This is a genomic window from Nostoc sp. (assembly GCF_036917435.1).
GTDB lineage: Bacteria > Cyanobacteriota > Cyanobacteriia > Cyanobacteriales > Nostocaceae > Nostoc.
In genome coordinates this window covers 26,224-52,218 of the sequence record NZ_JBALDM010000001.1, presented here as the reverse complement: position 1 = coordinate 52,218, position 25,995 = coordinate 26,224, and the positions used below count along the sequence as shown (strand labels likewise).

Here is a 25,995-nt window from a genome sequence, read left to right as displayed (position 1 = left end):
GTAGGAGGAGCAGGGGGGACAAGAAAGAAGAATAACCAATGCAATGCCCCATGCCCAATGCCCAATGCCCAATGCCCTATGCCCAATGCCCTATGCCCCATGCCCAATTACTAATGACTCTTTAGTTGTATATGCACGCACGACATTTTTAATGATTTCTAAACCGACTTCTCCCGCTAAAGTCATGATTGATTCTGGATGAAACTGAACGGCGGCGATAGGAAGTGTCTGATGTTCAATAGCCATAATTACGTTGTCATCAGAAATCGCTGTCACCTTTAGTTCTTCGGGCAAATGCTGCGGGAGAGCAAACAATGAATGATATCTACCCACGGTAAAGGATTCTGGCAAATTCTTGAAGGTAACAGAATCTGAATCAGTAACGAAAATCCGTGAAGATTTCCCATGTTGAGGATAGTTGAGAACTCCCAATTGTCCATCAAAAGCTTCAACGATGCCTTGCAGCCCTAGACAAACTCCAAAAATGGGAATTTTGCGGTGAAGAATAGCACCGACAGTCTGGGGAACCCTAAAATCACTTGGTCTACCAGGGCCGGGAGATAATACAACTAAGTCAGGGCGTTCTGTATCGAATAGCGATTCTGAGAAACCATGACGGAGTGTGGTGACACTTGCACCTGTTTGGCGAATGTAATTAGCTAATGTATGAACAAATGAGTCTTCATAATCTATTAGTAAGATGCGTTTGCCTGTTGCCGCACTTGGAAGGATTTTAGTTGATTTGATGGAACTGGATTCATCGATTTTCTGACTGCTTTGCTTAACACGACGAATTGTTTCAAATAAAGCAGCCGCTTTGGTAATTGTTTCTTGTTCTTCTGCTTGGGGTATGGAGTCATAAAGGACAGTAGCACCAACTCGCACTTCGGCGATGCAGTCCTTTAATCGGATTGTCCGCAGAATTAAGCCAGTATTTAAATTCCCATTGAAATTTAAATAACCGACTGCTCCACCATACCAACGGCGGGCGCTACGCTCATGCTGTTCAATAAAATCTATGGCGGCTTTTTTGGGTGCGCCGGTGACTGTAACCGCCCAAGTGTGGGAAAGAAAGGCATCTAAAGCATCAAATTGCGATCGCAGTATACCCTCAACATGATCCACTGTATGAATCAAGTGGCTGTATAATTCAATTTGGCGACGACCAATGACTTGAACTGAACCAGGTTCGCAGATTCGGGATTTGTCATTGCGATCGACATCAGTACACATCGTCAACTCAGCTTCATCTTTGTGGGAGTTGAGTAAATGACGAATTTGCACCGCATCATCGAGAGCATCTAGTCCCCGGCTGATAGTACCACTAATAGGACAAGTTTCTACCCGCTTCCCTTCAACTCTCACAAACATTTCTGGAGATGCGCCAATCAGATATTCTCCACCTAAATTAAAAATAAACCCATAAGGACTAGGATTTATATCCTTTAAAGTTTCAAAAAGTTTGCTCGGTTCATCTTCATAGCCTTCAAAAAAGTTTTGGCTAGGAACAACTTCAAATAAATCCCCTCGGCGGAAATAATCGAGTGCAGACTCAACTTTTTTGGCATATTCGCCTACTTTATGATCGGCAGTTTGATTTGGGAAAAGATGTTTTCCGCGATAATCAATAGACTCACCTGTTCGAGGCAGATTTTTAGTATTGCCGTGCGCTGTTTCAAAATCATATTGTAAACGAAATGCTCGTTGCTGATAATAGTCAACAACTATCAATTCATCAGGTAAATAAAGTACCAAATCGCGCTGATCCGTAGGACGTTCCAGACGTTGGGTAATTGGTTCAAACTGAAAAACTAAGTCATAACCAAAAGCCCCATACAATCCTAAATGCTCATCTTCTTGGCTAGAGAAAGTGTGTAGAATTTCGCGGACAACTGTAAATGCTGAAGGTTGTTTACTGCGTTCTTCTTCAGTAAATAATCTCTTCGTAGATTTCACAAAGCCGACAATATTATTATTGTCTAAAGTAACTTTCTCAAGTTGGCTTGAGTTGGATAAACACTCTAACAGTAATGGTAGAAGTACTTGACCGCGTTCATTCAACGCTATCAAATTGAAAGCATTTTCTTGTGTACTTAATTCCAATGGTGGATTGACAAATCCAATTGCCCATCTTTTATATCTGCCTGGATATTCGTAGCTACTTCTTAGCAAGCCACCACGCTGAGAATTTAGATGAAACAAAATATCTTCGAGAGCAGTATCCATCTTCACTTCAGTGATGGAGCGAGAAACACTTACGCCACCAACGGTTTCGTATGAACGGGAATCAAAAATCATGGGTAATTACTCTATAAGAGTTATTAGTTATTAGTCGAAAGCTATTAATGGTTATTAGTAGTTGTTTATAGACAAATAACAACTTAGATATTGGATATCAATCTAAACCAGCCTATTTAATGCGGACTATTTGTAAAAAAGGTAATTAAAAACTTTTTGCTTCTTATTTAAGAGTACTAGATATCAAGCAGATAATATATTGAATAATTTTTAGATTCAATGTCAATTTATTCGCTTTTCTAGTCCTGTTCTCAACAAAAATAAACTTAGATTCCTTGTCTCCTTCAAAAGTAGTAGATAATCTCAAATCTTAAACCTCCGCGTACCTCAGCGCTTCCCTCAGCGCCCCTTTGCGTTTAAAATCCCCTCCTAAACCCCCCGCAACAGCGATATTGCTTGCCTATACAACAACAAATTCACCTCATGAACCTCAACTCCATTCCCAATCCTTTGTAACAACATTAAAGTCAACTCTCCCCCCAAATGTTCGCGGAACTCAGTTAACCCCCGGAACAAACAATCAGGATCTTCCAATTGTGATAACTTTTCACCCATTTCTGGCACATACAACGTGAAACCCAACGCCGATAAAGTATTTAATATTCGTTGCCACTCTGAACAATCAAGCAATCCTGCTAAATAAGAATAGGTGCTATCCAAAGCAATACCGATTGCAACAGCTTCGCCATGACGCAAGCGATAATTTGTCAAATGCTCCAGTTTATGAGCCGCCCAATGTCCAAAATCCAAAGGGCGAGAGGAACCCATTTCAAAAGCATCGCCACTATTAGCAATATGTTCTAAATGCAACTGGGCGCAACGATAAATAACTTGTTGCATAGCATCCATGTCTCGCTGCCCAAGGGCTTTGCTGTGAGAATGGATATAATCAAAAAACTTAGCATCCTTAATCAGCGCCACTTTCACGGCTTCTGCAATCCCAGAACGCCAATCGCGATCGTCTAGGGTTGTCAAGAATGCAGAGTCATTTATAACTGCATAAGGTGGCGCAAATGTGCCGAGAAAGTTCTTTTTACCAAAGGCATTGATGCCATTTTTTACCCCAACCCCAGAATCATTTTGCGCTAACACCGTTGTCGGAACCCGAATTAGACGAATTCCCCGGTGAGCTGTTGCAGCAGCATATCCTACCAAATCCAATATCGCCCCGCCCCCTATAGCTAACACATAAGAATGGCGACATAATCCGGCTGTTTCAATGAGTTGCTGGATTTTCTCTACAAAAGTGCGATCGTTTTTGGCAGCTTCTCCTCCCGAAATTATCATGGGTTCGGCTGCGATCGCTAATACCTCTCCATAAAACTTGGTATACGCAACTAATTGCTTCACCAATTCCGGTTGATACTTTAATATTCCTGCGTCTATCACTGCAACTAATTTTTTCGGCTTTGTCTCCTCATTAGCCGTAACCACTTGCGCTAGCGTCGGGTTTTTTAACTCAAATAAATTTTGGGTGAAGTAAACCTCATAGTTAAAAGTAACCGAAACACGTTGATTAATTAATTTACTTTTTTGTTTGATGTCAACAATCATATTTTTGCAGGTATATCTAAAAGTGCAGCACTATTCAAAGATTCAAGGAACACCTCGACTGAGTAAGAACCATTTACCTTGACTTGATTATTCATGATAAAAAACGGCACACTGCTGATGCCATTTAATCGAGCAAATGCTGATTCAGCAATAACTACATCAACCACATCACAATCATTTAATTGCAACCTTAATTCCGTACCATCCATCTGATATGCTGTCCCAATGGCAACAATAATCTTAATATCTCCGATATTCAAACCCTCTTCAAAGTAAGCTCTATAAATAGATTCTACGACATCATGTTTTACATTTGCGGGTGCGAGTGCAATCAGTTGGTGAGAAAGCTTAGTATCGACAGCCAAACGAATTTTATCAAAATTTAGCTTAACCCCAGCCGCCTCACCTGCTTGTTGCACATAATTAAACATCTGTTGCAGTTCTTCCGTTTTAATGCCCTTTCTCTTTTGCATAAAACTGCGAAATTCGTATCCGTCAGCAGGAACAGTATTATCCAGAAGAAAGGGATGCCATCGAATATGTACCTCTTGTTCTTGCCATTGTGCCAGTGCATCAAACAGATGCTTTTTCCCAATTCTGCACCAAGGACAAACAGTATCATGAAAAATGTCTATCAGCATAGTTTTCGTTATTCATCCATTTCTTAATGAGAGGTTGTTTGAAAAGTCATGATTGATGTATCAAATATTTTTTACCCCACCCTAACCCTCCCCCTATGTATTGGGGAGCCACTGCGTTGGGCGGCTCTGCCGACTTAAAGCAAGTGGCGTGAGGGAACCGGATTTTTCTTGTTTCCCCCCTTTACAACGGTGGATTAAGGGGGGTATGTGATTAAAATTACAGCAAACTACTTTTCAAACAACCTCCGAGGCTGTACTAAATTTTATTGCCTCTCTCTCTCTCTCTCTTTCTTCCTTAGCGTCCTTTGCGCCCTTTGCGGTTCGTCCCTCATACAAAATTATTATTCAAATGCTAATATTCTGTGGTTTAAAATCTCTTTGAATAGCCGTTGCATTTAAAGGCTGGATAAAACTGTTAATTTTCCCTTCAAAAAAGCCTTGAGCATTTTCAAATTCTTTAATTAATGCCTCTCTATCCTTGCTAGCCACCAGTCTAGCCAATCGGCTATAAGTATTAGCTAAAAAACTAATAGCATTACACCTTTCTTCAGTAGCTAGCATAATATCAACACATAAATTAGGATTTTGAGAAAACAGACGTTTCACAATATCAATTTCTTGACGATAGTTAGGAGTTGACATTGTTAAACTCTGCTCTATCTCAACTCTTGTTTGTGCTAAGAAAACACCAAGACTAAATCTACAAAAATGCTGCGTTGCTTGAATAATCACCATCATTTGATCGTGTTCTTCAGGCGTGCAAACAATTAACTCACTACCTTTACTTTTAAGAAAATCTAATAACCATTGAAATGAATCATCATTTCGACCTGGACATAGTACCACCTTTTGTCCCAAAAACGATTTGATATTTGGCCCAAACATTGGATGTAAACCCATAACGGGGCCACAATGGTGTTCGAGCATTGCTTGAGTAGGCTGTGTTTTAATACTTGTGATGTCACACAAAGCTGTAGTTGGAGCAAGATATTTTGCTGCCCGCTTGATAACATCAACCGTATATTCAATAGGAACACTTACTAATACTAATTCTGCCTGATTTAACAGTTTATCTGCATATTCCCAATTATCATGTTCGAGAACGCTAACATTGTGACCTACTACAGAAAGCTGCTCTTTAAATAATCTTCCCATCCTGCCGTGTCCACCGATGATGGTAACTTGTCGGGGAATAACATGATTTGTGGCAGATTTAGGGGTAAGACTGGCATGACAACTCTTTACTACACCCGCCCAAACAGACTCAGGAATACCAGCTTGGGCGAGTAGGGGAGCGACATCAGCCAGTTGTTCATCTAAAGAAGGCTGTTCTGATGCTGCTAATAATGATATGCGATCGCTAAGTAAGGCGATCAAGCTCTGGTCAGTTTTTTTAAGCTGATCTGAATAAGAGGATTTCAGAGGCATTTTTTCCTTCCCCAATTTTCAAATATCAACAAGTGATTCTTTAGAACTTATTTCTGGTAAGATATCCAGGTTTGTTGCTTTTTTAGCGATCGCATCAGCAAATAACTCTTCATATCGGTCTAGCGCTTGCTCAAAAGAATAGTTTTCTACCGCAAACTTTCTTCCCTTACGTCCTAATTGCGCTGCTAATTCCGGCTGATGATATAAATCCAGCACCGCCGCAGCCAAAGCATCTGCTGACTCAGGCTCAACGATAACGCCGCCACCACTTTGTCTGATAGCTTTCGCAGCAGTCCCCGTGGCGGGAACTGAACCCACAATCGGGCGACCACTGGCTAGCAACAGTGGTATTTTAGAAGGCATATTGAAGGAAATTACATTCCGCTTTTGCACAATTAACCCCACATCTGCGGCTGCTAACATTTGTGGTAGTTTTTCTCGCGGTTGCAATGGTAAAAGTAAAACGTTATCTGCACCACAAGCAAGACAATGTTTTTGCAATCTTTTGAGGGCTTGAGATTCGCCAGCAATAACAAAGACAATTTCTTTTAGATGACATAACCGGGCTGCTGCTTCTATTACTGTTTCCAAACCCTGTGTGAGAGCAATATTACCCGAATAAAGGACTACAAATTTACCATTGAGTTGATGGGTAGCTCTCCAAGAGTTATTTTCTCTCGGTAAAGGGCGAATAAAATTTAGATTCACCCAATTGGGAATACAGGCAATTTTATTAACAGGTACACCTTTATTTATGAGATTATCTACGAAGCCATCGGCTATTACGCTAATGGTATGTGCAGTTCTGTAAGCAAATTTTTCTAAAGCTTCCAGAGCTTTAATCATCAACTTATTTTTAATTAGCCCAACCCGCACACCAGCTTCTGGGAGGATGTCTTGCACATTCAACACTACTGGACAGTTGTATAGCCAACCTATTAAAGTTGCAGGTAAACAAACTAATAACGGCGGTACTGTTAAAAGAATTACATCAGGTCGCTCACCCTTAAATGCTTGTGGCAAACTTGTAAAAACAAAGCTCAACTCTAACAGTAGCCGATCTATAAGGTTAGGTTTAGACTTAATCCGCAGGTAACTACGTTGAATTTTGACACCATTTTTCTGTTCAGTAAGATATAACTTACCTCGATATCCGTCATAAATCTGACGCTGAGGATAGTTAGGCATACCCGTAATTACCCGCACTTGATGTCCTCGTTTCACCAGCCCTTCTGCTAGTTCGGTCATCAAAGGTGCAATACCAATTGGTTCTGGATGATAGTTATATGAATAAATCAGAATGTGCATGAACTCTTAATTTCCTGGAAGCACCTTGATTTTTAATTCGTAATTCGTAATTACAAGAAGCGTAATATAGCGCGGTTGAGTGAGGTACACCGGTAGGGGCACGGCACTGCCCATTGCTGTCAATTTAAGCTCAAAACTTTGTCCCACAGACGTTTTACCCCCCTTAATCCCCCCTTATAAAGGGGGGAAACAAGAAATCCGGTTCCCTCCCCTTTATAAGGGGAGGGTTAGGGTGGGGTAACGCGGATCGTAATCAGTGGTGAGTGAACTTAATATTCAGTTTTTACAAGAGTTTCACGTTAAGTTGACACCAATGGGCACTGCGGTGCCCTTACACTTTGCGATTAATCTTGTACCGCATCTGAATGGGAATCGCTATACCAATTCTGTATGAAGATGCACCAAACTATATGAGGAACGAACCGCAAAGGACGCAAAGAACACAAAGTAAGAAAGAAGAAGCCAAAAAAATTTGGCGCAGCCTCATAAAGAAATGGTGTAATGGATCGAAATTATTCAGATGGTGCGTTATGCCCTTGGCTAACGCACCCTACAAAACTGGGACTCAAGTATCAGAAATTAGTACTGTTTTTGTAGTTCTTTCTCTAAAGTGAAGACTGGCTTTTGTTTGCCACGTTTCCGCAATGTGACGGTAGCAGCCCCAAATCCAAGCAATGCTAAACCTAATGTTGAAGCAGGTTCTGGTACTTGCTGTCTGCCTTCTACGTTTAACACTTGGACGCGACCTTGGAAGAAGTCGCCGACGTAAAGTTTGCCATCTTTGTAGCTTGTGCCACCTGTCCAGTTAAATCTGCCGGGAGTGAGGTCGAGGGGGTTGCCAAAAGGAGGGCCAGTTAATGCTGGAGGCGGTACAGGATTACCTGATGCATCGCGTGCATTTTCACCGTAGGAAGTCAAGAAGTTACCGTTTTTATCAAATACCTGAACGCGGCTGTTGATAGAATCAGCTACATAAACATTCTCTTGGTCGTCCACTTCAATGCCAATTGGCTGAAGAAGTTGTCCAGGTTCGCTACCGGCTGAACCAAATGCCAACAGAGGATTACCATTTGGATCGAGTACTTGAACGCGGTTGTTATATTGGTCAGCTACAAAGATATTTCCACTAACTGGGGAAATTCTTATACCTGCGACACCTTGGAATTGCCCAAGTGCAGTACCAACAGTGCCACCAATGACACCAATTTGCTGTCCGTCTGATGTGAATTTAAGGATTCTTTCACCGTTAAAATCACCGATGTATACGTTGCCAGCTTTGTCAAATGTCACACCAGATGGCCCAAAGAACAATCTACCCTCTACGAGAGGGGTAAATTGTCCATTTGCAAAGGATCTAATAAAGTTACCCTGAGAATCGTATTGATTCACGCGGTTGTTGTAAACATCACCTGCATACAAATCCCCTGTTACTGGATTAAAGTCTACAGTTGTTGGCTCGTCAAACTGCCCAGACCCTGTACCGCCGGAGCCAATTGCTCCAATATACTCACCGCTTGGACTAAATTTTTCAATTTTGTTACCGGCGTTGTAGTTAGGAGTACCATCTGGGTTAACACCGCGTCCGTTAGCTATGAGGGTATTTCCTTGGCTATCTACTGCTATACCTTGGGGAACAAATAGTTCTCCAGGGCCGAAGCCAGGACTACCGATACTTCTGTCGTAAGTTAATGTTACGGCCTTGGCTTGTGCTGCTGTTGCCAACACCATGAATCCAGTACCGAGAATAGCAAGTGAGAAATTTTTGACTAATCTCATGAGTTTTAAGTCCTGGTTGTATGAGGTATACTCGTTCCTAGACTAATTTCGTTCCCAGTCCCAGTTTGGGAATCCTAAAATTTGGGCTGCTGCCTCTTGTCTGAAATGCAACTTTCTCTATGAGGCAGCAGTCTATTCTGTAACCATTACCTGGCTCTGTAGGTAATGAGGAATTAGACTATCTCTGCTTTAGCTAGCAACTCTTCACCCAACCTTTCTGGACGTTTGCGGTTGAAGGCAGCAGTTGCACCTACACCAGCAAGTGCTAATAAACCGAATACTGAGGCAGGTTCGGGGACTTTTTCCGTAACGATACCATCTACCCGAACAACCTCCCCTAATCCTGGGCCGACACCGCGATTGGTAATATAAATCTTGCCGTCAGGGCCAATAGTAATTCCATCAGCCGAATCTAGCCCTTCACCTGCTGCAACGAGTTTTGTACGAGTACCGTCAGGAGCAACTTGGATGAGAGATCCAGGTAGGTTTGTTATGTCACCCCCTAACTGAGAGGTGTCGCTGAACTGTAAGACCAGCAAATTGCCATTCTTATCAAAGGTTAGGTCTGTGATGTGGTTAAACCCATCTAGAAAAACTTCTGGTTTGTCATCTTCACCGATGCGGAAAATCCGCGATTTACCTTCTGGATAAGGAAAACCTGTATATTCACCAACGTATAAAGCTCCATCGGGGCCAATTGCACCTCCTGTAGGTACTGATTGAATCGCTATGTTTCCTCCAGGAAGCTCTTCTAATAGTCCAGGGGGTAGTTCTAATCCTGGTGGTAACTCGGAGCTACTAATAGTATTTTTTGGAATTGCGATCGCCTGGAAGCCACTTCCATCAAGTTTAATTTTGTAAGCAGTGTTCCCACCTCCGTCAACGACATAAGCACTATCACCATTAACAGTCAAGTCATAAGGATTGGTAACTACATCCCCACGGTCTGGATTTTTGGTGATTTCATACTTGGCGAAGTCAAAAATACTGGTCAGAGAACCGGTGTTCAAGTCAACTTTGTACAGTTGTGCTAAAAGCGGGGTATTTAAAACTTTATCGGGTGTGGATGGTGGGAAAGTAGCAAGTTGCTCCTGTGGGAGAGTAGATGTAGAGCCAAGGTTAAGAGTTTCTAGATCGCGGTTTCCTGGATAACCAGCAAATCCAGTCAAAAGATAAGCATTCCCTTGAGAGTCGAATTGCAAGTCTTGAATACCGGCTCCTTGGTTGCCAGTAGGTTGCTCTGCTAGAGACTCAAAGTTATTAAGTATACGTTGTTTTGTGCCGTCTGGTGTAACTTTGACGAGTGAGCCAGTGTTACCAGCGCAGATAGGCTGAAATAGTGTACTCGGAGATGGCTGGCAATTCCCGTTTCCTCCGATACCTGGTTCTGCTACGTAAAGAGTCCCATCGGGGCCAAAGCTAGCACCCCGTGCATTACTGATTCCATCGACAATAGTCGTTAGTGTTGCAGCTTGTGCAACGGATGTTCCACAAATAGCACCAAAACAAAATGTAACAGATGTCAAGAGAAATGATTTGAGTTTCATGTCTTTGAAGATTGAAAATTAAGTAAGTGGAAAACTTTATGGTTTTGAGAAACGCGCAATTGGTTTGAAACTCTTCACTTAAGCGCCACGATTCCATTCACAATTCATAATTACGAATTACTAATGGGGTTCTCTTCTTGTGCAACCAACCAACGCCCAAGGCTGCGATCGCTAATACGCCTAAAGTAGAATCAGGTTCAGGTATAGATTTGGTATTCTCAATTCTGATAACTTGTCCAAGTCCTGGGCGATCGCCTCGGTTGGTGACATATACTGCACCATCAGCACCAATAGTCAGGGCGCTAGGTGACTCTAATCCATTGCCACTCAAGAGAGTTGTACGAGTGCCATCGGTAGCTATTTTGATCACAGAACCATCAAAATCCCCCTTCCAGGCTGACTGATTGGCGTACTGCAAAGCATACAAATTGCCGTCAGTATCAAATTCCAAATCTGTAAGTTGGGTAAAACCATCGGCGAAAACTGTTGCTAAACCATCAGCACCGACTCGATAGATTTTTGCCCCACCTTCAGGAAAGGGAAAACCAGTAAATTGGCTGACATAATAAGCACCGTCAGGGCCTTTTGCCACATTTGAGGGGACTGCTTGGGTTGCAAACTGCGATCGCGATCGCACCTCTTCACCTTGAGATGGTACTTGTGCCGGTTCATTGGATGGAGTACCAGAGGGTGGAAAGACGGGATTAGCTAATATGTCTTTGGGGAATGTGGTAATAGCTTGCAAGTTACTGCCATCGGCATTAAAGCTGAGTAAGTCGTTTGCACCGGCATCAACTGCAATTAACTTATTGCCATCTATTACAAAACCCAAGGGATTGCTACCGACATCACCACCATCAGGATTTTTGGCAAGTTCGTAGTTAGCTAAATCGGCAATAGTCGTCCAGGAGTTGGTATTAAAATCGGCAGTGATGATTTTACCGAGGTCAGTTTCACCTAAATTGCGATCGCGAAAGGTTGGATTAGCCCCATACCCAATCAGAACATAAGGTTTACCTTGAGCATCAAATTTGATATCACGAGGGCCTGCGGCTCCAGTGCCATCTGGTAAGGCTAAGGAAGGAAGTCCTGTAAGTATGCGTTCAGTTTTACCATTGTCAATTTTGGTAACTGCCCCAGTTGTGCCATAGCATAATGAATCACCTTGACCGCTTGCGGGTGGGACACAAGCCCCACTTCCCCCGATTCCCGCCTCTGTAACATAGAGACTACCATCAGGGCCAAAACTCAGTCCGCCGGCATTATATAGACCGTCGGCGATTACTGAAAAGGATGTAGCTGATGCAGCTTTCATTCCAGAAAAGGCGGCAACACAAAAGGTCAGGATGGTAATAGTAAGTGGTTTTAGTTTCATGTGTTGCAGGGAATTGAGGGGGGAATTTTAAACGCAGAGGGGCGCTGAGGGAAGCGCAAAGGAACACTGAGGTTTTAGTTAGTAACTAGGGATTCTTGAATTTTTGGGAGGTAGCTCATTCCCCGGTCGAATGATTTGAGATTGCCGGCTTTGGCTTCGAGTAAACGTTTGATGTTCATGCTTTCAGCGCCAAAGTCTTCAATTTGAAGTTTGCCGTGGCTAACAGTTCCATCTGTTTTCCAAAATGTGATTCTATGCAAGATAAAACCAGAAGCTTCGGGGTCAGCGAAAGCATAAGCAGTTGGGATAAGTAACGCTACGGAACGCTGATAATATTCGTAGTCTGGATAAAAATGTTCTTGTTCAAGTAAGTAATATTTACTCAGACTATGAACTCGTACAGAAACTTTTACCTTTTGGTCATATTCATCTTTGAATTCACCTGATTCAGAAGTAATATCACTATTTGGACGGAGTAAATGCGCCCACTCATCTACATTTCGTAAGTCTTTTAAGTATTCAATGCCGATTTCAATTGGGGCATCAACATAGATGGTGTCTGTATCGATAAAGTGGCTTCCTTTGGCTGCTGAGGTCAGACCAGCTTTGCGTTCCAAATTACCTTTGAGAGAACGACATTCAGAGGTGTGGACTGTGTGAATTCCTTGCATAATCATCTGAGTCTGCCGTTTAGGATCGACAAAACTCAACCAGTGAAAGTACACACCTTTTTCATCTGTCCCCGGCTCGATGTAGTCGGTGGGAAACAGCAAAACAGGATAAACTTGAAAATATTTTTGATAGTCTAATCCGCAATGCCACTCAATACCGTAGAAAAGCGGATTTTCTAGTTTTTTAACGTGATAATAGAGATTTTTGTGATAACCAGATGCAGTTCCTAACCAAGTATCTTCGTCAACTTGCTCTTTCATCCGGCTATAAAGTGTCCATTCATCCAAGTTCTTTAAACTACAAAGGTAGTTAAAGGCGCTCTCTGGTGAAGTCGCAATGTAAGCTGATGTTGCAAAAGTATTTTTTTCCACTTTTCACTCCTGAAGATAATAAAAATTAAGCTGCGATCGCCTGGGTCTTGCTTCGCTTACTATTGTTGATGCGGTCTTCTGCTAACCGTTTAGCAGCATCGTTGGTAGTAACTCCCTGAACTTTCGCAATATCGAAAATTGCTAACAGGGTGTCATAAATGTTATGCACTTGTTTGAAAGCTTTTTCTTCGTCATAACCAATCATTTCGTTATAAACGTTGATTAGTCCTCCAGCATTAATTACATAATCAGGGCTGTAGAGAATCCCTTTTTTGGTAAGCATTTGACCATGTAATTGCTCATTCTCCAATTGATTATTAGCTGCACCAGCAATAATAGAAGCTCGCAAAAAAGGAATTGTATGGCTATTAAGAATTCCTCCTAAAGCGCAAGGAGAAAAGATATCTACATCAAGACTATAAATTTCGCTAGGTTCTACGATAGTTGCACCAAAAAGCCGTTTTACTTCTTCCGCTTTTGCTGGATCTACATCGCTAACAAAAAGCTTGACATCATGCTCATGTAAATGACGACAGAGATTTTTACCGACATTTCCCAAGCCTTGAACTGCAACTTTCATGCCATCAAGTCTTTTGCTCTGCCAACGAGACTCTACAGCAGCTTTGATTCCTAGAAAAACTCCTAATGATGTTATGGGAGCAGGCCCACCAGATTTTTCTGAGACTCCAACAACATGTTTAGTTTCTTGACTGATTGTTCGGACATCATCAGGGGTAATATTGACATCTTGCCCGGTAATAAAACGTCCATTGAGGCTGTTAACAAAACGTCCGTAAGCTCTCAATAGCTCGTCTGTTTTATTTTCAGGATTAGCGATAATCACTGCTTTTCCACCACCAGCCGGAATGTTTGCACAGGCAGCTTTATATGTCATCCCCCGACTAAGACGAAGTGCATCTTTTAAAGCCGCTTCTTCGTTGACATAAGGCATGAGTCTTGTCGCTCCCATTGCTGGGCCCAAGGTTGTGTCATGGATGGCAATAATTGCCTTAATTTCAGGATTTTTACCATGACAAAATAGGACTTGTTCGTGACCCATTTCTCTGACAGTTTCAAATAGCAGCATTTTGGTTTCTCAATTTGGGTAAAGTAATGACCATTACAAAATGTAAAGATGTAGACACAAACAGACTCTGGAATATTAAGATTAGATGAAGTAAAAGAGCGTAGAAAATTCAAGATTAAGATTTAAACGCAAAGGTACGCAGAGGTACGCAGAAAATTCGCTACGAATTAATGAAACTCAGATTATCTATTTCTTCCTTTGCGTCCTTGGCGTCTTGGCGGTTCGTAAAAAAGAATCTTCGAGCAATCTCGATCGCCAGCTTTTAAAATCAAACCATTGGAAACGAAACTTGCTTGGCTACATTTTTCGCCAGATTTGATTTAACTCCTTGCGCCGCTAAACTCTTATTCCGTCCACCAGAAGGTGCTGGGCGATCGGCATCAATCACCACATCAATGAGAAAGGGAACACTTGATGCGATCGCTTGTTCTAATGCCGCTTCAATATCCGACTCTCTAACAACCACGATCGCTTCTGCTCCCATCCCACGAGCAATCATCGCAAAGTTTGTGGGTGGAAGTGTTGCATCTGCGCCTTTTAATCCCAAGATTTTCATCCCTTGATGGCACATGTTGTAACGCGCATCGTTGAGGACAATCCAAATCGCCGGAATTTTGTATTTCACGGCTGTGCTGATTTCGTTATTCATCAGCATTGCCCCATCGCCTACAATGCCTACAGCCTTGCTATTGTTCGCCAACGCTGCACCCAACACACCTGTGACAGCGTGACCCATTGCGCCGACTCCGGTGCTGACTCGGTAACGATTGGCTTCGGTAAATTGCAATAGATGAGTTGACCAAGTAAAGGAGTTACCACACTCAGCCATGACTATCGCATTGCTACCTTCAACAACAATCTTTTGAATTGCAGCCATCAATACTTCTGGCCGCACTGGATAATCTACATCTGTTGCAGGTTCAATTGCTTTGGGTTCGGGACGAGGTAGCGACAAAGTTGTGGAATGAGGAGCATTTGGTAATTGCTGCAATAACTCTTCCACAAAAGCTTTGATATCAGAGCGAACCCCAAAAGTTTCAACGTGTGGATAGGCTACACCTGGCACTTCTGGGTCAATATCTACATGGACAAAGCCTCTTTTGGGAACTAACGCCGAACTCCAGAAGGAAGTCGGTTCACCAAGGCGGGTTCCTAATACGAGTGTGCGTAGTGGAGGTTGTTCTTCCATATAAGTTAAGACGGAAGCATGACCACCTAAACCTGTAACACCCACGAATTGGGGATGATCTTCAGGGAAGATACCTTTTCCACGGGGTGAACAGATAACTGCTGCTCCAGTTTTCTCTGCAAGTTGCAGGATTTCGTTTGCTGCATCACGGGCACCGAAACCAACCCAGATGGCAAAGGGGCCAGATGATAATAACTCTACAGATTTAGCGATCGCTTCTTTGGAAGCAGTCATGGGAAATGGCGAAACATCTAGTTGAGGTAAGGCTACATCCTCAACTAAACTTGTCTGCACAGCCGTGGGAATGCTCAAATGAGCGACAAATCCGCCTGGTTGCGCCAAAGCCATCGCCAGTTTGCGAAAAATCTGCGGTAGTTGAGCCGCCGATTCGATGGTGATTGCATAGTTGAATAGCGCTCCTGGGGTAAAAATTCCCCCACTGGGCAATGTATAAGTGCTGGTTTCTTGAATTGCCCAGCGTCCACGCTGCGGGGCTGAGGTGCAAGCCGATAGCAAAATCACCTTTGCACCTTCACCACGAGCCGCAAATAATCCGGTCAGTGCGTTGGTGATCCCCGGCCCGGCTGTGGTAAAAACTACAGTGGGGCGATTATTTGCAAAGTATGCTTCGGTGGCTGCAAATGCTGCTCCGGCTTCATGACGGAAATTCAACACTTCTATGCTGCTATTGGATAACGCCCCCCAAAGGCTGGCCATTGCACCACCAGCAACACCAAAAGCGTAGTTTACTCCCAAATTTACCAACATTTGAGCGATCGCATCAGCAACTGAAAGGGCTGGGGGTATTTCGTCATTTAAAAAAGGCTGAATTCCCCCGTTCTTCTCCAATTCATCAACCTGACGAGAAGACTCTACATATCTGTTTGCTGGAAGTTCTTTGTATGGCTCTGTGGTGATGAGAGGAGAGTTTGAACCAGTATAGTTTTGACTCATTGGTTTCACGCAATTACATAAAGTTACACAAAGGCTTTTTAGTTTACAATCACAGCGCTAGCAATATTTAATACGAACAACTCTGTTGTTTGTGACAGGTATAACCGAGTTTGGTCGATAGTAGAAACGGTTGATTGCTACTGATTGATGGTTGTGATAGCACTACCAAAAAAATTTTGCAAAGCATACAGCAAGTAACGCTGTGCTTCTAGAGAACAGAATAGAGCGGATGATAACTATTGGACAATCAAAAATCCTTTGATGGAGGTGTCAAATTTTTCGCTTTAACTGTGATAATTACAGTGCTGAAGTCGGTTGATCGCGAAAACTAAATCATTTAAAAGTATGCAAAGGAGCAACTAATCCTTAACTCACCTGCTTCTCATAAACTTTACAAAGCCTAATATAGTTAAGTTTGATGACGCTGAACTACTTATTTCACTGCCTAAAGAGGTTGTTACATTGCGATCGCTACTATGACAGAAGCATGTCTGCAATAAAAAATATTTTGATAAAAGTGTCAATTTTTTCGCTTTTTTACGGTAGCTATTCTGAAAAATTGACATTCTGCGTAAGTGTAGACCACCGTAGGCATCGCAGAACTGACACACTGCCCAATTCACAATAGAAAATCTTTTGATGTAGGTGTCAATTCTTTTGCTTTAAGACTTACACAACTTTTTATCCGAATTAAAGCATGAGTCGAACTCCAGCACTTTGGTGGTTTTTATATTGTCACCAAAAACTGTTTGAGTCAATTATTTGTAACGATAAAGACATCCTTTCTTAACTTTCTTCAAACTGAGAATCACTATAGGAATCCGGTTTGATTTTTGATATGTAGGGTGTGTTACGGCTTCCGTAACGCACCATATATGAGCATTTGGTGCGTTACGCTGTCGCTAACGCACCCTACGTATCTGTTCAGAAATCAAATAGTAGTCCTATATATGTCTTTTGAGAGATGACTTAACATTCAGTAGATAGTATAAATAAACTATATTTTTTGTAACATATAATCTAAGCTATATACTTAGCACAAGAATGAAATATTTATATATGACAAAACAAACACATTCTTATACGTGAAAACACATGTATTTGTTAAACATGGATGTACTTCTTGTGACGGATGACTAAGCATATTCTTTTATAGTTAGATACATGAGAGAGTAAGTTAAGATAAATTAAGAAAATAAATTGATGACTAAAATTTCATTCATTTAGGTCAGACAAGTTGTTTAACAAGTCGCTCAAGCAACTGGTTAAAGGTGGGCAAACTTCCACCGTGCTGTACTAGCAGTTCGCTAAAGTCCTTGGCAAGGGAAAGGTTAAAGGATAAAAATCTTTCTCCTTTAATCTTTCCCCAGTCGAAACTCAGTAATTTTAGGTTGGTGAACCATTATTTAGTTCTGGTGTAGGGCTAGTACCACAAGGCGGAAGTCAAAAGTTACGCATACTTTAATTTTAGGCTTTCTGGCTGTAATGAAATGGTAGGTTGATTTCCGCCGACCTGTACTAGTTTAAATTTAAAATATCTTTTCTACTTCTTATGGATTGAGAGTTTGGAACTCTTATCTAAGAAGTTTATTGACTAATCTGGATTTAATTAGTCTCCAATTTTTAATGACATCAAAAACTCGAAAATTTTTGGTTTTTTAGGAAAATTTAGTTTAATAATCTCCTGTTTATTGGTATGATAAGTTTTGTTAACACCGTTAGTAACCTTTTTTAACTTACTAACTAACTTTATTTTTTAACTGCCTAACAGTGCGCCAAAAATTTTAATAGTTATGACTATTAACTCATTAATGGCTATGGTGATGATTGATTACCAGGAGTAAGTATGAAGATGAATTCTGGCGATTATACATTAGCTAGATCAAACAACCAAGGGGTGTTACAAACAGAAGTAGAGATGAAGTTTGCTCACTTCCTAATAAATCACGCTGTAGATGCTGCCTTCTGTTTAGGAGCAAACGCTCAGTTTCTCTACGTCAACGATGCCACTTGCCTACTGACTGAGTATTCCCGTGAGGAATTACTTTGTATGAGGCTGCATGATATAGACCTAGATTTTTCTCTACATAATTGGTCAAATATTAGCTCACAGAGTTCCCTTACCTTTAAGTCTCGCTACCGCACGAAAAGAGGTCGAATATTCTTAGTTGAAATATCCATTAGCTATGTAAAACAACAAGATATGGAATTTGGCTGTGCTTTTGCTCGTGAGATAAGTGATGAAATAGTAGAACTGAGCGTGCAAAAGTGGACTGATGAATTAAGGGATGCCAAAGACAATTTACAACAGGAATTTTCTCAACTCAAGGCAAAAGAAGTAGAATTAGAAACATCTCTTTCTCTACTTCGTTCTACTCTCGAATCTACTGCCATTGGGATTGTAGCAGTTAATTTTGAGGGAGATATTCTGAGCTTGAATCAGAAATTTATGGATATGTGGCAGATCCCAGAGTCCTTAATATTATCTAAGAAATGCCCTCGATGCAAAGCCTTTTTTGAGAACCAACTTAAAGATCCGCAAGCCTTTAGTCGGCTGATTTGGGAAGTGTCTAGCCAATCGGATTTTGAGAGCTACGACATTCTAGAATTGAATGATGGGAGAGTTTTTGCACACTACTCTAAGCCTCAGTTATTGAAGGATAAAATTATTGGAAGAGTCTGGAGTATTTGGGACATTACTCAATCGAAACAGACTGAAGAAGCATTACGGCTAAACGCAGTTAGATTTCGGACAATGGCCGAAACGACAGATACCAGCACTTTTCTGATTCAAGGCACACGGCTTTGCTACATAAATCCAGCAGTAGAGCAACTCACTGGTTACACAAAAGAGGAATTGTTAACAGGTTTTGATCTTCGCCGACTAATTAAGAGCAAAAAACGCAGACAGGTACGTAAGCAAAGTGAAGCAACTAACTTTGAATACCAGGAAATGAATATTCTGACAAAAAGCGGTACAGAACGCTGGTTAGCTTGCGCGGTTGTAATGCTGGATGGAGTGCTAGATTTTGGTGGAAAACCTGTAGAAATGATTGCAGGCATTGATATTACAGATTACAAATATGCAGAATTAGGTCTAAACCTTGCTTTAGAACAAGCAAAACAACTTAGTGAACTTAGAGCGCGTTTTCTCTCTATGGTTTGCCATCAATTCCGAACTCCACTAAATATTGTTTCATTTTCTAATAGTTTACTAAAGGAAGAAGTAGACAAACCTACACAGAAGAAAATCCAACCACTACTGGATCATATTCAAAAGGCTACCGAACAACTCAGTCAGATGTTGGATGATATTTTGTTCTTTTCTAAAGCAGAATCAGCCAAAATAAGCTATGAACCAAAGCCAGTTGAGTTAGTTGAATTTTGTAATGATTTAGTTGCACAAATGCAGATGAGCGTTAACAAAATTCCGATTAATTTTATCAGTCAAGAAAATTCTGTAACAGCCTGCATAGATAAAAAACTGTTAGAGCCGATTTTGAAGAACTTGCTTGATAATGCAATAAAGTATTCTCTCTCCGGGATGACAGTTGATTTGGAACTTTATTGCGAAAATGAGCAAGTAACTTTCCAGATAAAAGATAGAGGGATCGGTATTTCAGTACAAGATCAACAACGAATATTTGAGCCATTTTACCGTGGTAGTAATATCGATCATATACCTGGTACTGGACTGGGACTGTCAATTCTTAAAACCCTTGTAGACTTACATCATGGTCAAGTTTCTGTAGAAAGTAAACTTGGTGTGGGCACTACATTTACTGTGATATTGCCATTAACTAAATCAGAATTTACTAGTTCCGAGTTATGAATGTTCAATTGAAGATAGCTATTAGGGACTTCCAAATAAAAAAATATTCCAAAACTGACGCAAAAATCCTCTTAATATCTCCTCTCTCTGTGTTCTCTGCGCGGCAGTCGCTCATGGGGGAAACCCCCAAGACTGCGCTGCCTTGTCTCTGTGGTTCGTTTTTTGGAATAATTTATTCCTTTGAAATCCCTTAACTAACAACTTAACAATCACAACTCTCGGAAGGAAGTAATTAAGATTGTGCCGATTTACATACTCACAAAAAAGTTTAGTAAACATGGCATAATCTGGTCAAACCAAACTAAAGATAGGCAGACTTCTGCCACTGCGTAATAGAAAACAGCTTCTACAAAAAGTTATGGTAATAAAAAATCATGTACGAATCGTCAAATAAAATTCTCGTCATTGAAGATGATAATGTTACCCGCGATCTTTATTTAAAAGGTCTTAAAGCTAAAGGCTTTGATCCGATTGGTGCTAACAACGGACTCGCTGGTATCCAACAAGCACAAGAGTGTATACCCGACTTGGTGATTTGCGATATTACAATGCCCGATATGGATGGTTATAGTGTTTTAAATACCTTACGCCAAGATCCGATGACAGCAATTATTCCCTTTATTTTTTTGACTGGGAGTAGTAATAAAGCAGATGTTCGCAAAGCTATGGAATTGGGAGCAGATGACTATCTTACCAAACCCTCTACACTAGACGAATTGCTCAGAGCGATCGCTACTCGCTTGCAAAAGCAAGCTACTCTACAAAACTGGTGTACGATGAAATCTGAGAAAGCACCAAAATCAGTATTTGCAGATAATACTACAGTTGCAACTTCAGTTGCGATCGCACCTGAAGAAACCTCTAATGAAGAAGTCACAGTTCCTTCTAAGTCAATCTTTCCCTCTGTTCCCCACTTAAAAGAAGTTTTTGACTTTATCGAAGCTCATTATCATCAAGGAATTACTTTGTGTGATGTGGCTGTTGCTGTTGGTTACTCACCCGCTTACTTAACTAACCGAGTCGCAAGACAGACGGGAGATACAGTAAACTGCTGGATTGTCAAACGCCGCATGGCAGGCGCTCGTTTTTTACTCCAAAATAATAATCAGACAGTCGAGAAGATAGCGAAAGCATTAGGCTATCAAGATGTGTCTCATTTCTCCCGCCAGTTTCGCCAACATCACGGTTTACCTCCCCAGGCTTGGCGCAAACAGCATCAGCTTATATCACGAAAACAGGTGAAACTCTGGTGAAAGTAAAAATACAGCAATTTTTATTAAAAGTGGGAATTGGGAATTGGGAATTGGGAAAAGACTTACTGTAACTTCTCCTCATCTCCCTCATCTCCCTCATCTCCCTCTTTCAAATAAATAGTTGTGTAAACTCGTACATTAAATCTACCCGACCCTTACGTAACATGGCTGGATCTAATCTTTCAGTAGTATTACAAGTCATCAAGACAACTAAGCGTTGCTGCATCTGAATACCAGACTCATCAATAACACTTTGATACAAAGTGCCATCCAGTAAACTGAGAATGTGTTCGGTTTTATTGTTGTATTGCGCTACCTCAGAAGCGCGATTTTGGGCTAGATTATCAGCCTCGTTAATAACAATACAAATCCGCTCTATGTAAGTTGGAGGGACAAAATTAGCGATCGCATCATGGTCTAAAATGAAAACTACATATCCTAAAGGGACAAGAATTTCTTTTGCTACAGCCTGTGTCCAGACTGTTTTACCAGTACCGGGTTTGCCATGTACAACAACCGCTAACTGGTTTTGATTCAAAATAGCTTGCTGTACAGAATCAGTAAAGTTTTGGATATCTGCCCCAAATGTGCGAATGCTAAATTGGCTGTGAACTTTGCCTACACGACTTTGATATCCACTCAGCATCACCGCCAAGTCGTAAGTCGCCTTGTTAATCAGGGGTGCGAGATTTCTTGCCATTAAACTATATTGTCGCCGTCCGCGATCGTAAGGATCAATTTGCAACCAAACGTCATGCTTCGCCCAGTAAGCATAAACAGTATTGATAACATCTAAACGTTCCCAGCTAATAAATTTATCTGTCGGAAAATAAAAATCTCTTTCTGAATAATACTGAGTAATAATGTCAGGATTACCCAACACACCTAAAACTCTTAATACAGTAATTTCTTGTAATCGGTTAAGAACATAATCAATGGGAATGCTACTACGACTGACAAATTGGACGATAGGCGTTTCCGTACTCAAAACATCTTTATAGCGATGATCTGGTGATTGAGGATCTGGTGTGATGTAATTCCAAAATTTTTCCACTTCATAGCGGGTATTATCAGATACAATATTTAATAAATTAGCCCACCAAGCATAATTATTTCGCCCCAAAACCTCAGCAACATTGCTTACCAAATTTAAACTTTTTTGAGTTAATTCACGCGAGTCACTAGACAAAAGTTGCCACAGAAACTCCCAATCTAACTCTCGGTTAAACGGCCGCCAACCGCTAGCAAGCAAGCTTTGACGGGTATTATTTGTAGGAGTGCCTTCATTGCTTCTAAAATAGTCAAAATCCATATTTGTTTAGTTATGCAGCTTTAATAAATTTATTTGGTGTTAAGTATAAGAGTTTAAAATTTTTGCTTGTAATTTCAGCTACTTAGATATAAAGGGTAATTTTATTTTCACCGTGCTGTACTAGCTAGGAGTTTTTTTAATCTAACTCATCAACTATGTAACATACTATATTACATTAGAACTACCTTAGTCAACTTTTTTGACAAACCAATTAGCTATTTATGTCTCTTCTCCACTTATCCATCTTTAGATAAACACTAATACCATTTCTTTGTGAAGCTGCGCCAAATTTCCTTTGCTTCTTCTTTCTTTGTGTACTTTGCGTCCTTTGCGGTTCGTTCCTCATATAGTTCAGCGCACCTTCATACAGAACTGGTATAAGGGACTTCCAGTTAAAAACATTCCATTGTAGGGGTGCAAAGCTGTGCGCCCCTACAAATGTACACCGTAGCCCAGGTTCCGAGTATTAGCAGTGAAGAAAGCAGCTATGCTGTATTGCTGAGGGCTTCAACTCTATCGATTGCAAGTTTGTATAGCATCAACTTACATAAAGATGCAAACTTGAATCAAGTTGAGTATTTGCCATTAATTTCTATATAACCCTCCGAAAGATCGCAACCCCATACAGTTGCAGAGGACTCACCAATATTAAGGCTAACATGAATATCGACTTTATCTTTAGACATAATTTGCCGTAGCTGTTCTAGATTTTCATTAGTTAAGGTATTAGGATAAACTTTCACGTTATCAAAACTAATAACAACTCGTTCTTGATTTATCTGCTGTTCATTTTCACATTTACCTATAGCCATAGCAACTCGTCCCCAATTCGGATCTGCCCCATAGACGGCGGTTTTTACTAATGGTGAATTGACAATTGCTTTAGCTACTTTTTTCGCCTGTGTATAGTTAATAGCTGAATCAACAGTTACCTCAATAATTTTGGTAGCACCTTCGGCATCTCTGGCAATTTTCAGCACCAATTCTTCTGCAACTTCTTGCAATGCATTGGCAAAATCTGCTTCTGAAACTTCACCGGCTATTCCATTAGCTAGAATCACGGCAGAGTCACTAGTAGAAGTGTCAGTGTCTACACTCAAGCAGTTAAAAGTTTTATCTATAGTAGAGCGAAAAATCGAACGAAGGCTATTTGCAGAAATGGCAGCATCAGTAAAAAAGAAAGTTAAAAGGGTAGCCATATTAGGCTCAATCATACCAACACCTTTAGCAATTCCTACCAGCTTCGCATTGCCTATTTGTCGTGTAGCTAGTTTCGCTACTGTATCGGTGGTCATAATACCACGGGCTGCGGCATTAAAATCGGCAGCAATCAATTTTTTTCCCAATCCTAATAAACCTACTCGGATTTTTTCAATCGGGTAACGTCTGCCGATTACGCCTGTAGAAGCTATCACAATATTATGTGCAGGAATTCCAGTTTCAGTTGCAACTAATTCTAGAACCTCTTGGGCATCAGCAATGCCAATAGCACCATTAGCGACATTTGCATTCTTAGATATAACGACAATTCCTTGTAATTGTGAATCTTTTAAGTTCTCACGGCTAATAGTAACACTTGGCCCAGCGAAAAGACTTTGAGTGAAGACTCCATCAGCAACACAAGGAACAGATGATTTAATAAATACAAAATCATCAGTTGAATCGCGTATTCCCAAATTAGTAATAAATGCACTAAAACCTTGAGGTGTAGAAGATGCAGTTAATGACATTTTTCTAGATTTAATAATTTGCTCTAATTATCTCATACCATTAACAAAATTTTTTACGACATCAGTTATTAGATGTGTATAGATGTATGCCTCTAATAATTGATGTGTAGAATAAACTTAATGAACGAAATTTTCATAAGAACTAAAAAGCTATAATAAATCAGTTAATGTAATGGTAAATGTTGTCCATCCGTTACCGCTTTCTACTTCAATGTTTCCTTGCAGTTGTTCGACTAACTTTTGTACTATAGGTAAACCTAATCCCGATCCACCCTGATTCCAGATATCTGCATTGGGGATGCGATAAAATTTCTCAAAGATTCGTGGTAACTCTGTTGCTGGAATTTCTGCTAAATTACTGATAGTAATTATAGTTTTTGCAGGCGTTTCCAAGGAGTTGTGACTTACACGTAGGATGATTTCACCACCCGCAGGTGTGTATTTACAGGCATTATTGAGCAATTCTACTAAGATTCGTTCTAAGCTGATGCCATCTGATAACAACGGCGGGAGATTTGAAGGGAGATTCAACTGTAGAGTTTGCTGATGTTGTTGAACACGGATTTGAAATGGCTCAATCATCCAAGCTAACCACTGTTGTAAGAGCAATGCATCAGTGGTAATAACTGGATAGGATGAGGTTTCTAGGCGTTGCAAGTCTAGTAGGTCGTTAATTAATCCTAACTCGCGATCGCACTCTGCTTCCATCAATTCTAGATAGCGTTGAGTTTCCTCAGTATCAGTAGATAATTGTATCATTTGAATCATTAGCTTCATACTACTCAGAGGCGATCGCAGTTCGTGGGAAACTAAATTCAAAAAATCATTTTTGAGTTGATTTATCTCCTCCCATTTCACTACAAGTTGCTCTTGCTCAATTTGCCTTTGACGCGCTTCAATCGCTCGTTTGCGCTCAGTAATATCTCGAAAAACTAACACAGCACCCGTAATATTATCTTGATCGTCTTTAATTGGTGCAGCGCTGTCATCAATTGGTATTTCTTCACCGTCTCTAGTAATCAGAATAGTTTCTGCTGGAAGATTGACGATAATACCATTTTTAAGGACTTTCATAATCGGACTTTCAATAGAGTTATGAGTATCTGCATTAGCAATATTGAATACTTCTGATGAATTTCTGCCATAAGCTTCTTCCTGTTTCCATCCAGTCAGATTTTCAGCAACGGGATTCATAAAAGTTACTAATTCTTGCAGATCGCTAGCAATCACACCATCCCCGATACTTTTTAAAAGTGCATCCAACCATTTTTTATTTACTTTTAATTGCCTTTCTAAACTATGTTTATTTAGAGCTATTTCAATATTTGTTTGTAGTTCTCTTTCTTTAAAAGGTTTGAGTAGGTAGCCAAACGGCTCAGTTATCTTGGCTCGTTCTAATGTTTTATCATCTGCGTAAGCAGTCAAATAAATTACTGGAATATCTAAATACTTATGGATTCCTCTAGCAGCTTCTATCCCATCCATTGGGCCTTTCAGTTTAATATCCATTAGCACTAAATCTGGAGATGTTTCTACTGCTTTATTAATTGCTTCTTGTCCTGAAGAAGCAATTACAGGTACTGTATAACCAAATTTTACAAGTCTATTTTGTAAATCTTTAGCAACAATAGCTTCATCTTCCACAACTAATATTTTTGCAGATGTCAT

General features: G+C 40.7%; 16 protein-coding genes. 2 read left to right on the top strand and 14 right to left on the bottom strand.

Features of this window, described 5'->3' with window-relative positions; genetic code table 11:
- Positions 1-90: 90 nt before the first annotated feature.
- From V7K98_RS00190 to scyA, 11 genes are all read right to left on the bottom strand, one after another.
- The gene (locus tag V7K98_RS00190; RefSeq protein WP_335018429.1) at positions 91-2,298 is read right to left on the bottom strand and encodes an anthranilate synthase; all 2,208 of its coding nucleotides are present in this window, start codon (positions 2,296-2,298) and stop codon (positions 91-93) included.
- 369 nt (positions 2,299-2,667) lie between these two features.
- On the bottom strand, positions 2,668-3,852 hold the full coding sequence (locus tag V7K98_RS00185; protein WP_335018427.1) for a 3-dehydroquinate synthase: 1,185 nt from the start codon (positions 3,850-3,852) through the stop codon (positions 2,668-2,670).
- A complete protein-coding gene (locus V7K98_RS00180) occupies positions 3,849-4,493 on the bottom strand; it encodes a DsbA family oxidoreductase (RefSeq protein WP_335018425.1) in 645 nt (214 codons plus the stop codon). The genes V7K98_RS00185 and V7K98_RS00180 overlap by 4 nt, the downstream gene beginning before the upstream one ends.
- Before the next feature lie 345 nt (positions 4,494-4,838).
- On the bottom strand, positions 4,839-5,921 hold the full coding sequence (gene tyrA / locus V7K98_RS00175) for a bifunctional chorismate mutase/prephenate dehydrogenase (RefSeq protein ID WP_335018423.1): 1,083 nt from the start codon (positions 5,919-5,921) through the stop codon (positions 4,839-4,841).
- Positions 5,922-5,939: 18 nt separating this feature from the next.
- Positions 5,940-7,229 carry a glycosyltransferase family 4 protein gene (locus tag V7K98_RS00170; protein WP_335018421.1) on the bottom strand — a complete coding sequence of 430 codons (1,290 nt, stop codon included), beginning with the start codon at positions 7,227-7,229 and terminating at the stop codon, positions 5,940-5,942.
- A gap of 579 nt (positions 7,230-7,808) precedes the next feature.
- Positions 7,809-9,005, bottom strand: a complete 1,197-nt coding sequence (gene scyF, locus V7K98_RS00165) for a scytonemin biosynthesis PEP-CTERM protein ScyF (RefSeq protein ID WP_335018419.1) — start codon at positions 9,003-9,005, stop codon at positions 7,809-7,811.
- A gap of 173 nt (positions 9,006-9,178) precedes the next feature.
- A complete protein-coding gene (locus V7K98_RS00160; RefSeq protein ID WP_335018417.1) occupies positions 9,179-10,552 on the bottom strand; it encodes a ScyD/ScyE family protein in 1,374 nt (457 codons plus the stop codon).
- A gap of 97 nt (positions 10,553-10,649) precedes the next feature.
- Complete coding sequence (locus V7K98_RS00155; RefSeq protein WP_335018415.1) at positions 10,650-11,927, bottom strand: ScyD/ScyE family protein; 1,278 nt, start codon at positions 11,925-11,927, stop codon at positions 10,650-10,652.
- A gap of 74 nt (positions 11,928-12,001) precedes the next feature.
- Positions 12,002-12,970, bottom strand: a complete 969-nt coding sequence (scyC, locus tag V7K98_RS00150) for a scytonemin biosynthesis cyclase/decarboxylase ScyC (protein WP_335018413.1) — start codon at positions 12,968-12,970, stop codon at positions 12,002-12,004.
- Between the two features lie 25 nt (positions 12,971-12,995).
- Positions 12,996-14,057: a tryptophan dehydrogenase ScyB gene (scyB, locus tag V7K98_RS00145; protein ID WP_335018411.1), complete on the bottom strand. Its 1,062-nt coding sequence runs from the start codon at positions 14,055-14,057 to the stop codon at positions 12,996-12,998.
- Between the two features lie 268 nt (positions 14,058-14,325).
- On the bottom strand, positions 14,326-16,200 hold the full coding sequence (scyA, locus tag V7K98_RS00140; RefSeq protein WP_335018408.1) for a scytonemin biosynthesis protein ScyA: 1,875 nt from the start codon (positions 16,198-16,200) through the stop codon (positions 14,326-14,328).
- 1,852 nt (positions 16,201-18,052) lie between these two features.
- Here scyA and V7K98_RS00135 point away from each other — a divergent pair.
- Both V7K98_RS00135 and V7K98_RS00130 read left to right on the top strand, forming a co-directional pair.
- Positions 18,053-20,032 carry a scytonemin biosynthesis sensor histidine kinase gene (locus V7K98_RS00135; RefSeq protein ID WP_335018406.1) on the top strand — a complete coding sequence of 660 codons (1,980 nt, stop codon included), beginning with the start codon at positions 18,053-18,055 and terminating at the stop codon, positions 20,030-20,032.
- A gap of 374 nt (positions 20,033-20,406) precedes the next feature.
- Positions 20,407-21,285: a response regulator transcription factor gene (locus V7K98_RS00130; protein WP_335018404.1), complete on the top strand. Its 879-nt coding sequence runs from the start codon at positions 20,407-20,409 to the stop codon at positions 21,283-21,285.
- Positions 21,286-21,394: 109 nt separating this feature from the next.
- Here the strand turns inward: V7K98_RS00130 and V7K98_RS00125 are convergent, their stop codons facing one another.
- The 3 genes from V7K98_RS00125 to V7K98_RS00115 form a co-directional block, all read right to left on the bottom strand.
- Positions 21,395-22,597 carry an AAA family ATPase gene (locus V7K98_RS00125; RefSeq protein WP_335018402.1) on the bottom strand — a complete coding sequence of 401 codons (1,203 nt, stop codon included), beginning with the start codon at positions 22,595-22,597 and terminating at the stop codon, positions 21,395-21,397.
- A gap of 566 nt (positions 22,598-23,163) precedes the next feature.
- Entirely contained in the window at positions 23,164-24,327 is a 1,164-nt protein-coding gene (gene argJ / locus V7K98_RS00120) for a bifunctional glutamate N-acetyltransferase/amino-acid acetyltransferase ArgJ (protein ID WP_335018400.1), read from the bottom strand.
- 150 nt (positions 24,328-24,477) lie between these two features.
- Positions 24,478-25,995, bottom strand: a complete 1,518-nt coding sequence (locus tag V7K98_RS00115) for a hybrid sensor histidine kinase/response regulator (RefSeq protein WP_335018398.1) — start codon at positions 25,993-25,995, stop codon at positions 24,478-24,480.

What these genes read in the sequence shown, in the direction of transcription:
- V7K98_RS00190 (WP_335018429.1), bottom strand. Translation starts at nt 2,298, where the DNA reads ATGATTTTTGATTCCCGTTCATACGAAACCGTTGGTGGCGTAAGTGTT.
- V7K98_RS00185 (WP_335018427.1), bottom strand. Translation starts at nt 3,852, where the DNA reads ATGATTGTTGACATCAAACAAAAAAGTAAATTAATTAATCAACGTGTT.
- V7K98_RS00180 (WP_335018425.1), bottom strand. Translation starts at nt 4,493, where the DNA reads ATGCTGATAGACATTTTTCATGATACTGTTTGTCCTTGGTGCAGAATT.
- tyrA (WP_335018423.1), bottom strand. Translation starts at nt 5,921, where the DNA reads ATGCCTCTGAAATCCTCTTATTCAGATCAGCTTAAAAAAACTGACCAG.
- V7K98_RS00170 (WP_335018421.1), bottom strand. Translation starts at nt 7,229, where the DNA reads ATGCACATTCTGATTTATTCATATAACTATCATCCAGAACCAATTGGT.
- scyF (WP_335018419.1), bottom strand. Translation starts at nt 9,005, where the DNA reads ATGAGATTAGTCAAAAATTTCTCACTTGCTATTCTCGGTACTGGATTC.
- V7K98_RS00160 (WP_335018417.1), bottom strand. Translation starts at nt 10,552, where the DNA reads ATGAAACTCAAATCATTTCTCTTGACATCTGTTACATTTTGTTTTGGT.
- V7K98_RS00155 (WP_335018415.1), bottom strand. Translation starts at nt 11,927, where the DNA reads ATGAAACTAAAACCACTTACTATTACCATCCTGACCTTTTGTGTTGCC.
- scyB (WP_335018411.1), bottom strand. Translation starts at nt 14,057, where the DNA reads ATGCTGCTATTTGAAACTGTCAGAGAAATGGGTCACGAACAAGTCCTA.
- scyA (WP_335018408.1), bottom strand. Translation starts at nt 16,200, where the DNA reads ATGAGTCAAAACTATACTGGTTCAAACTCTCCTCTCATCACCACAGAG.
- V7K98_RS00135 (WP_335018406.1), top strand. Translation starts at nt 18,053, where the DNA reads ATGAATTCTGGCGATTATACATTAGCTAGATCAAACAACCAAGGGGTG.
- V7K98_RS00130 (WP_335018404.1), top strand. Translation starts at nt 20,407, where the DNA reads ATGTACGAATCGTCAAATAAAATTCTCGTCATTGAAGATGATAATGTT.
- V7K98_RS00125 (WP_335018402.1), bottom strand. Translation starts at nt 22,597, where the DNA reads ATGGATTTTGACTATTTTAGAAGCAATGAAGGCACTCCTACAAATAAT.
- argJ (WP_335018400.1), bottom strand. Translation starts at nt 24,327, where the DNA reads ATGTCATTAACTGCATCTTCTACACCTCAAGGTTTTAGTGCATTTATT.
- V7K98_RS00115 (WP_335018398.1), bottom strand. Translation starts at nt 25,995, where the DNA reads ATGACATCTGCAAAAATATTAGTTGTGGAAGATGAAGCTATTGTTGCT.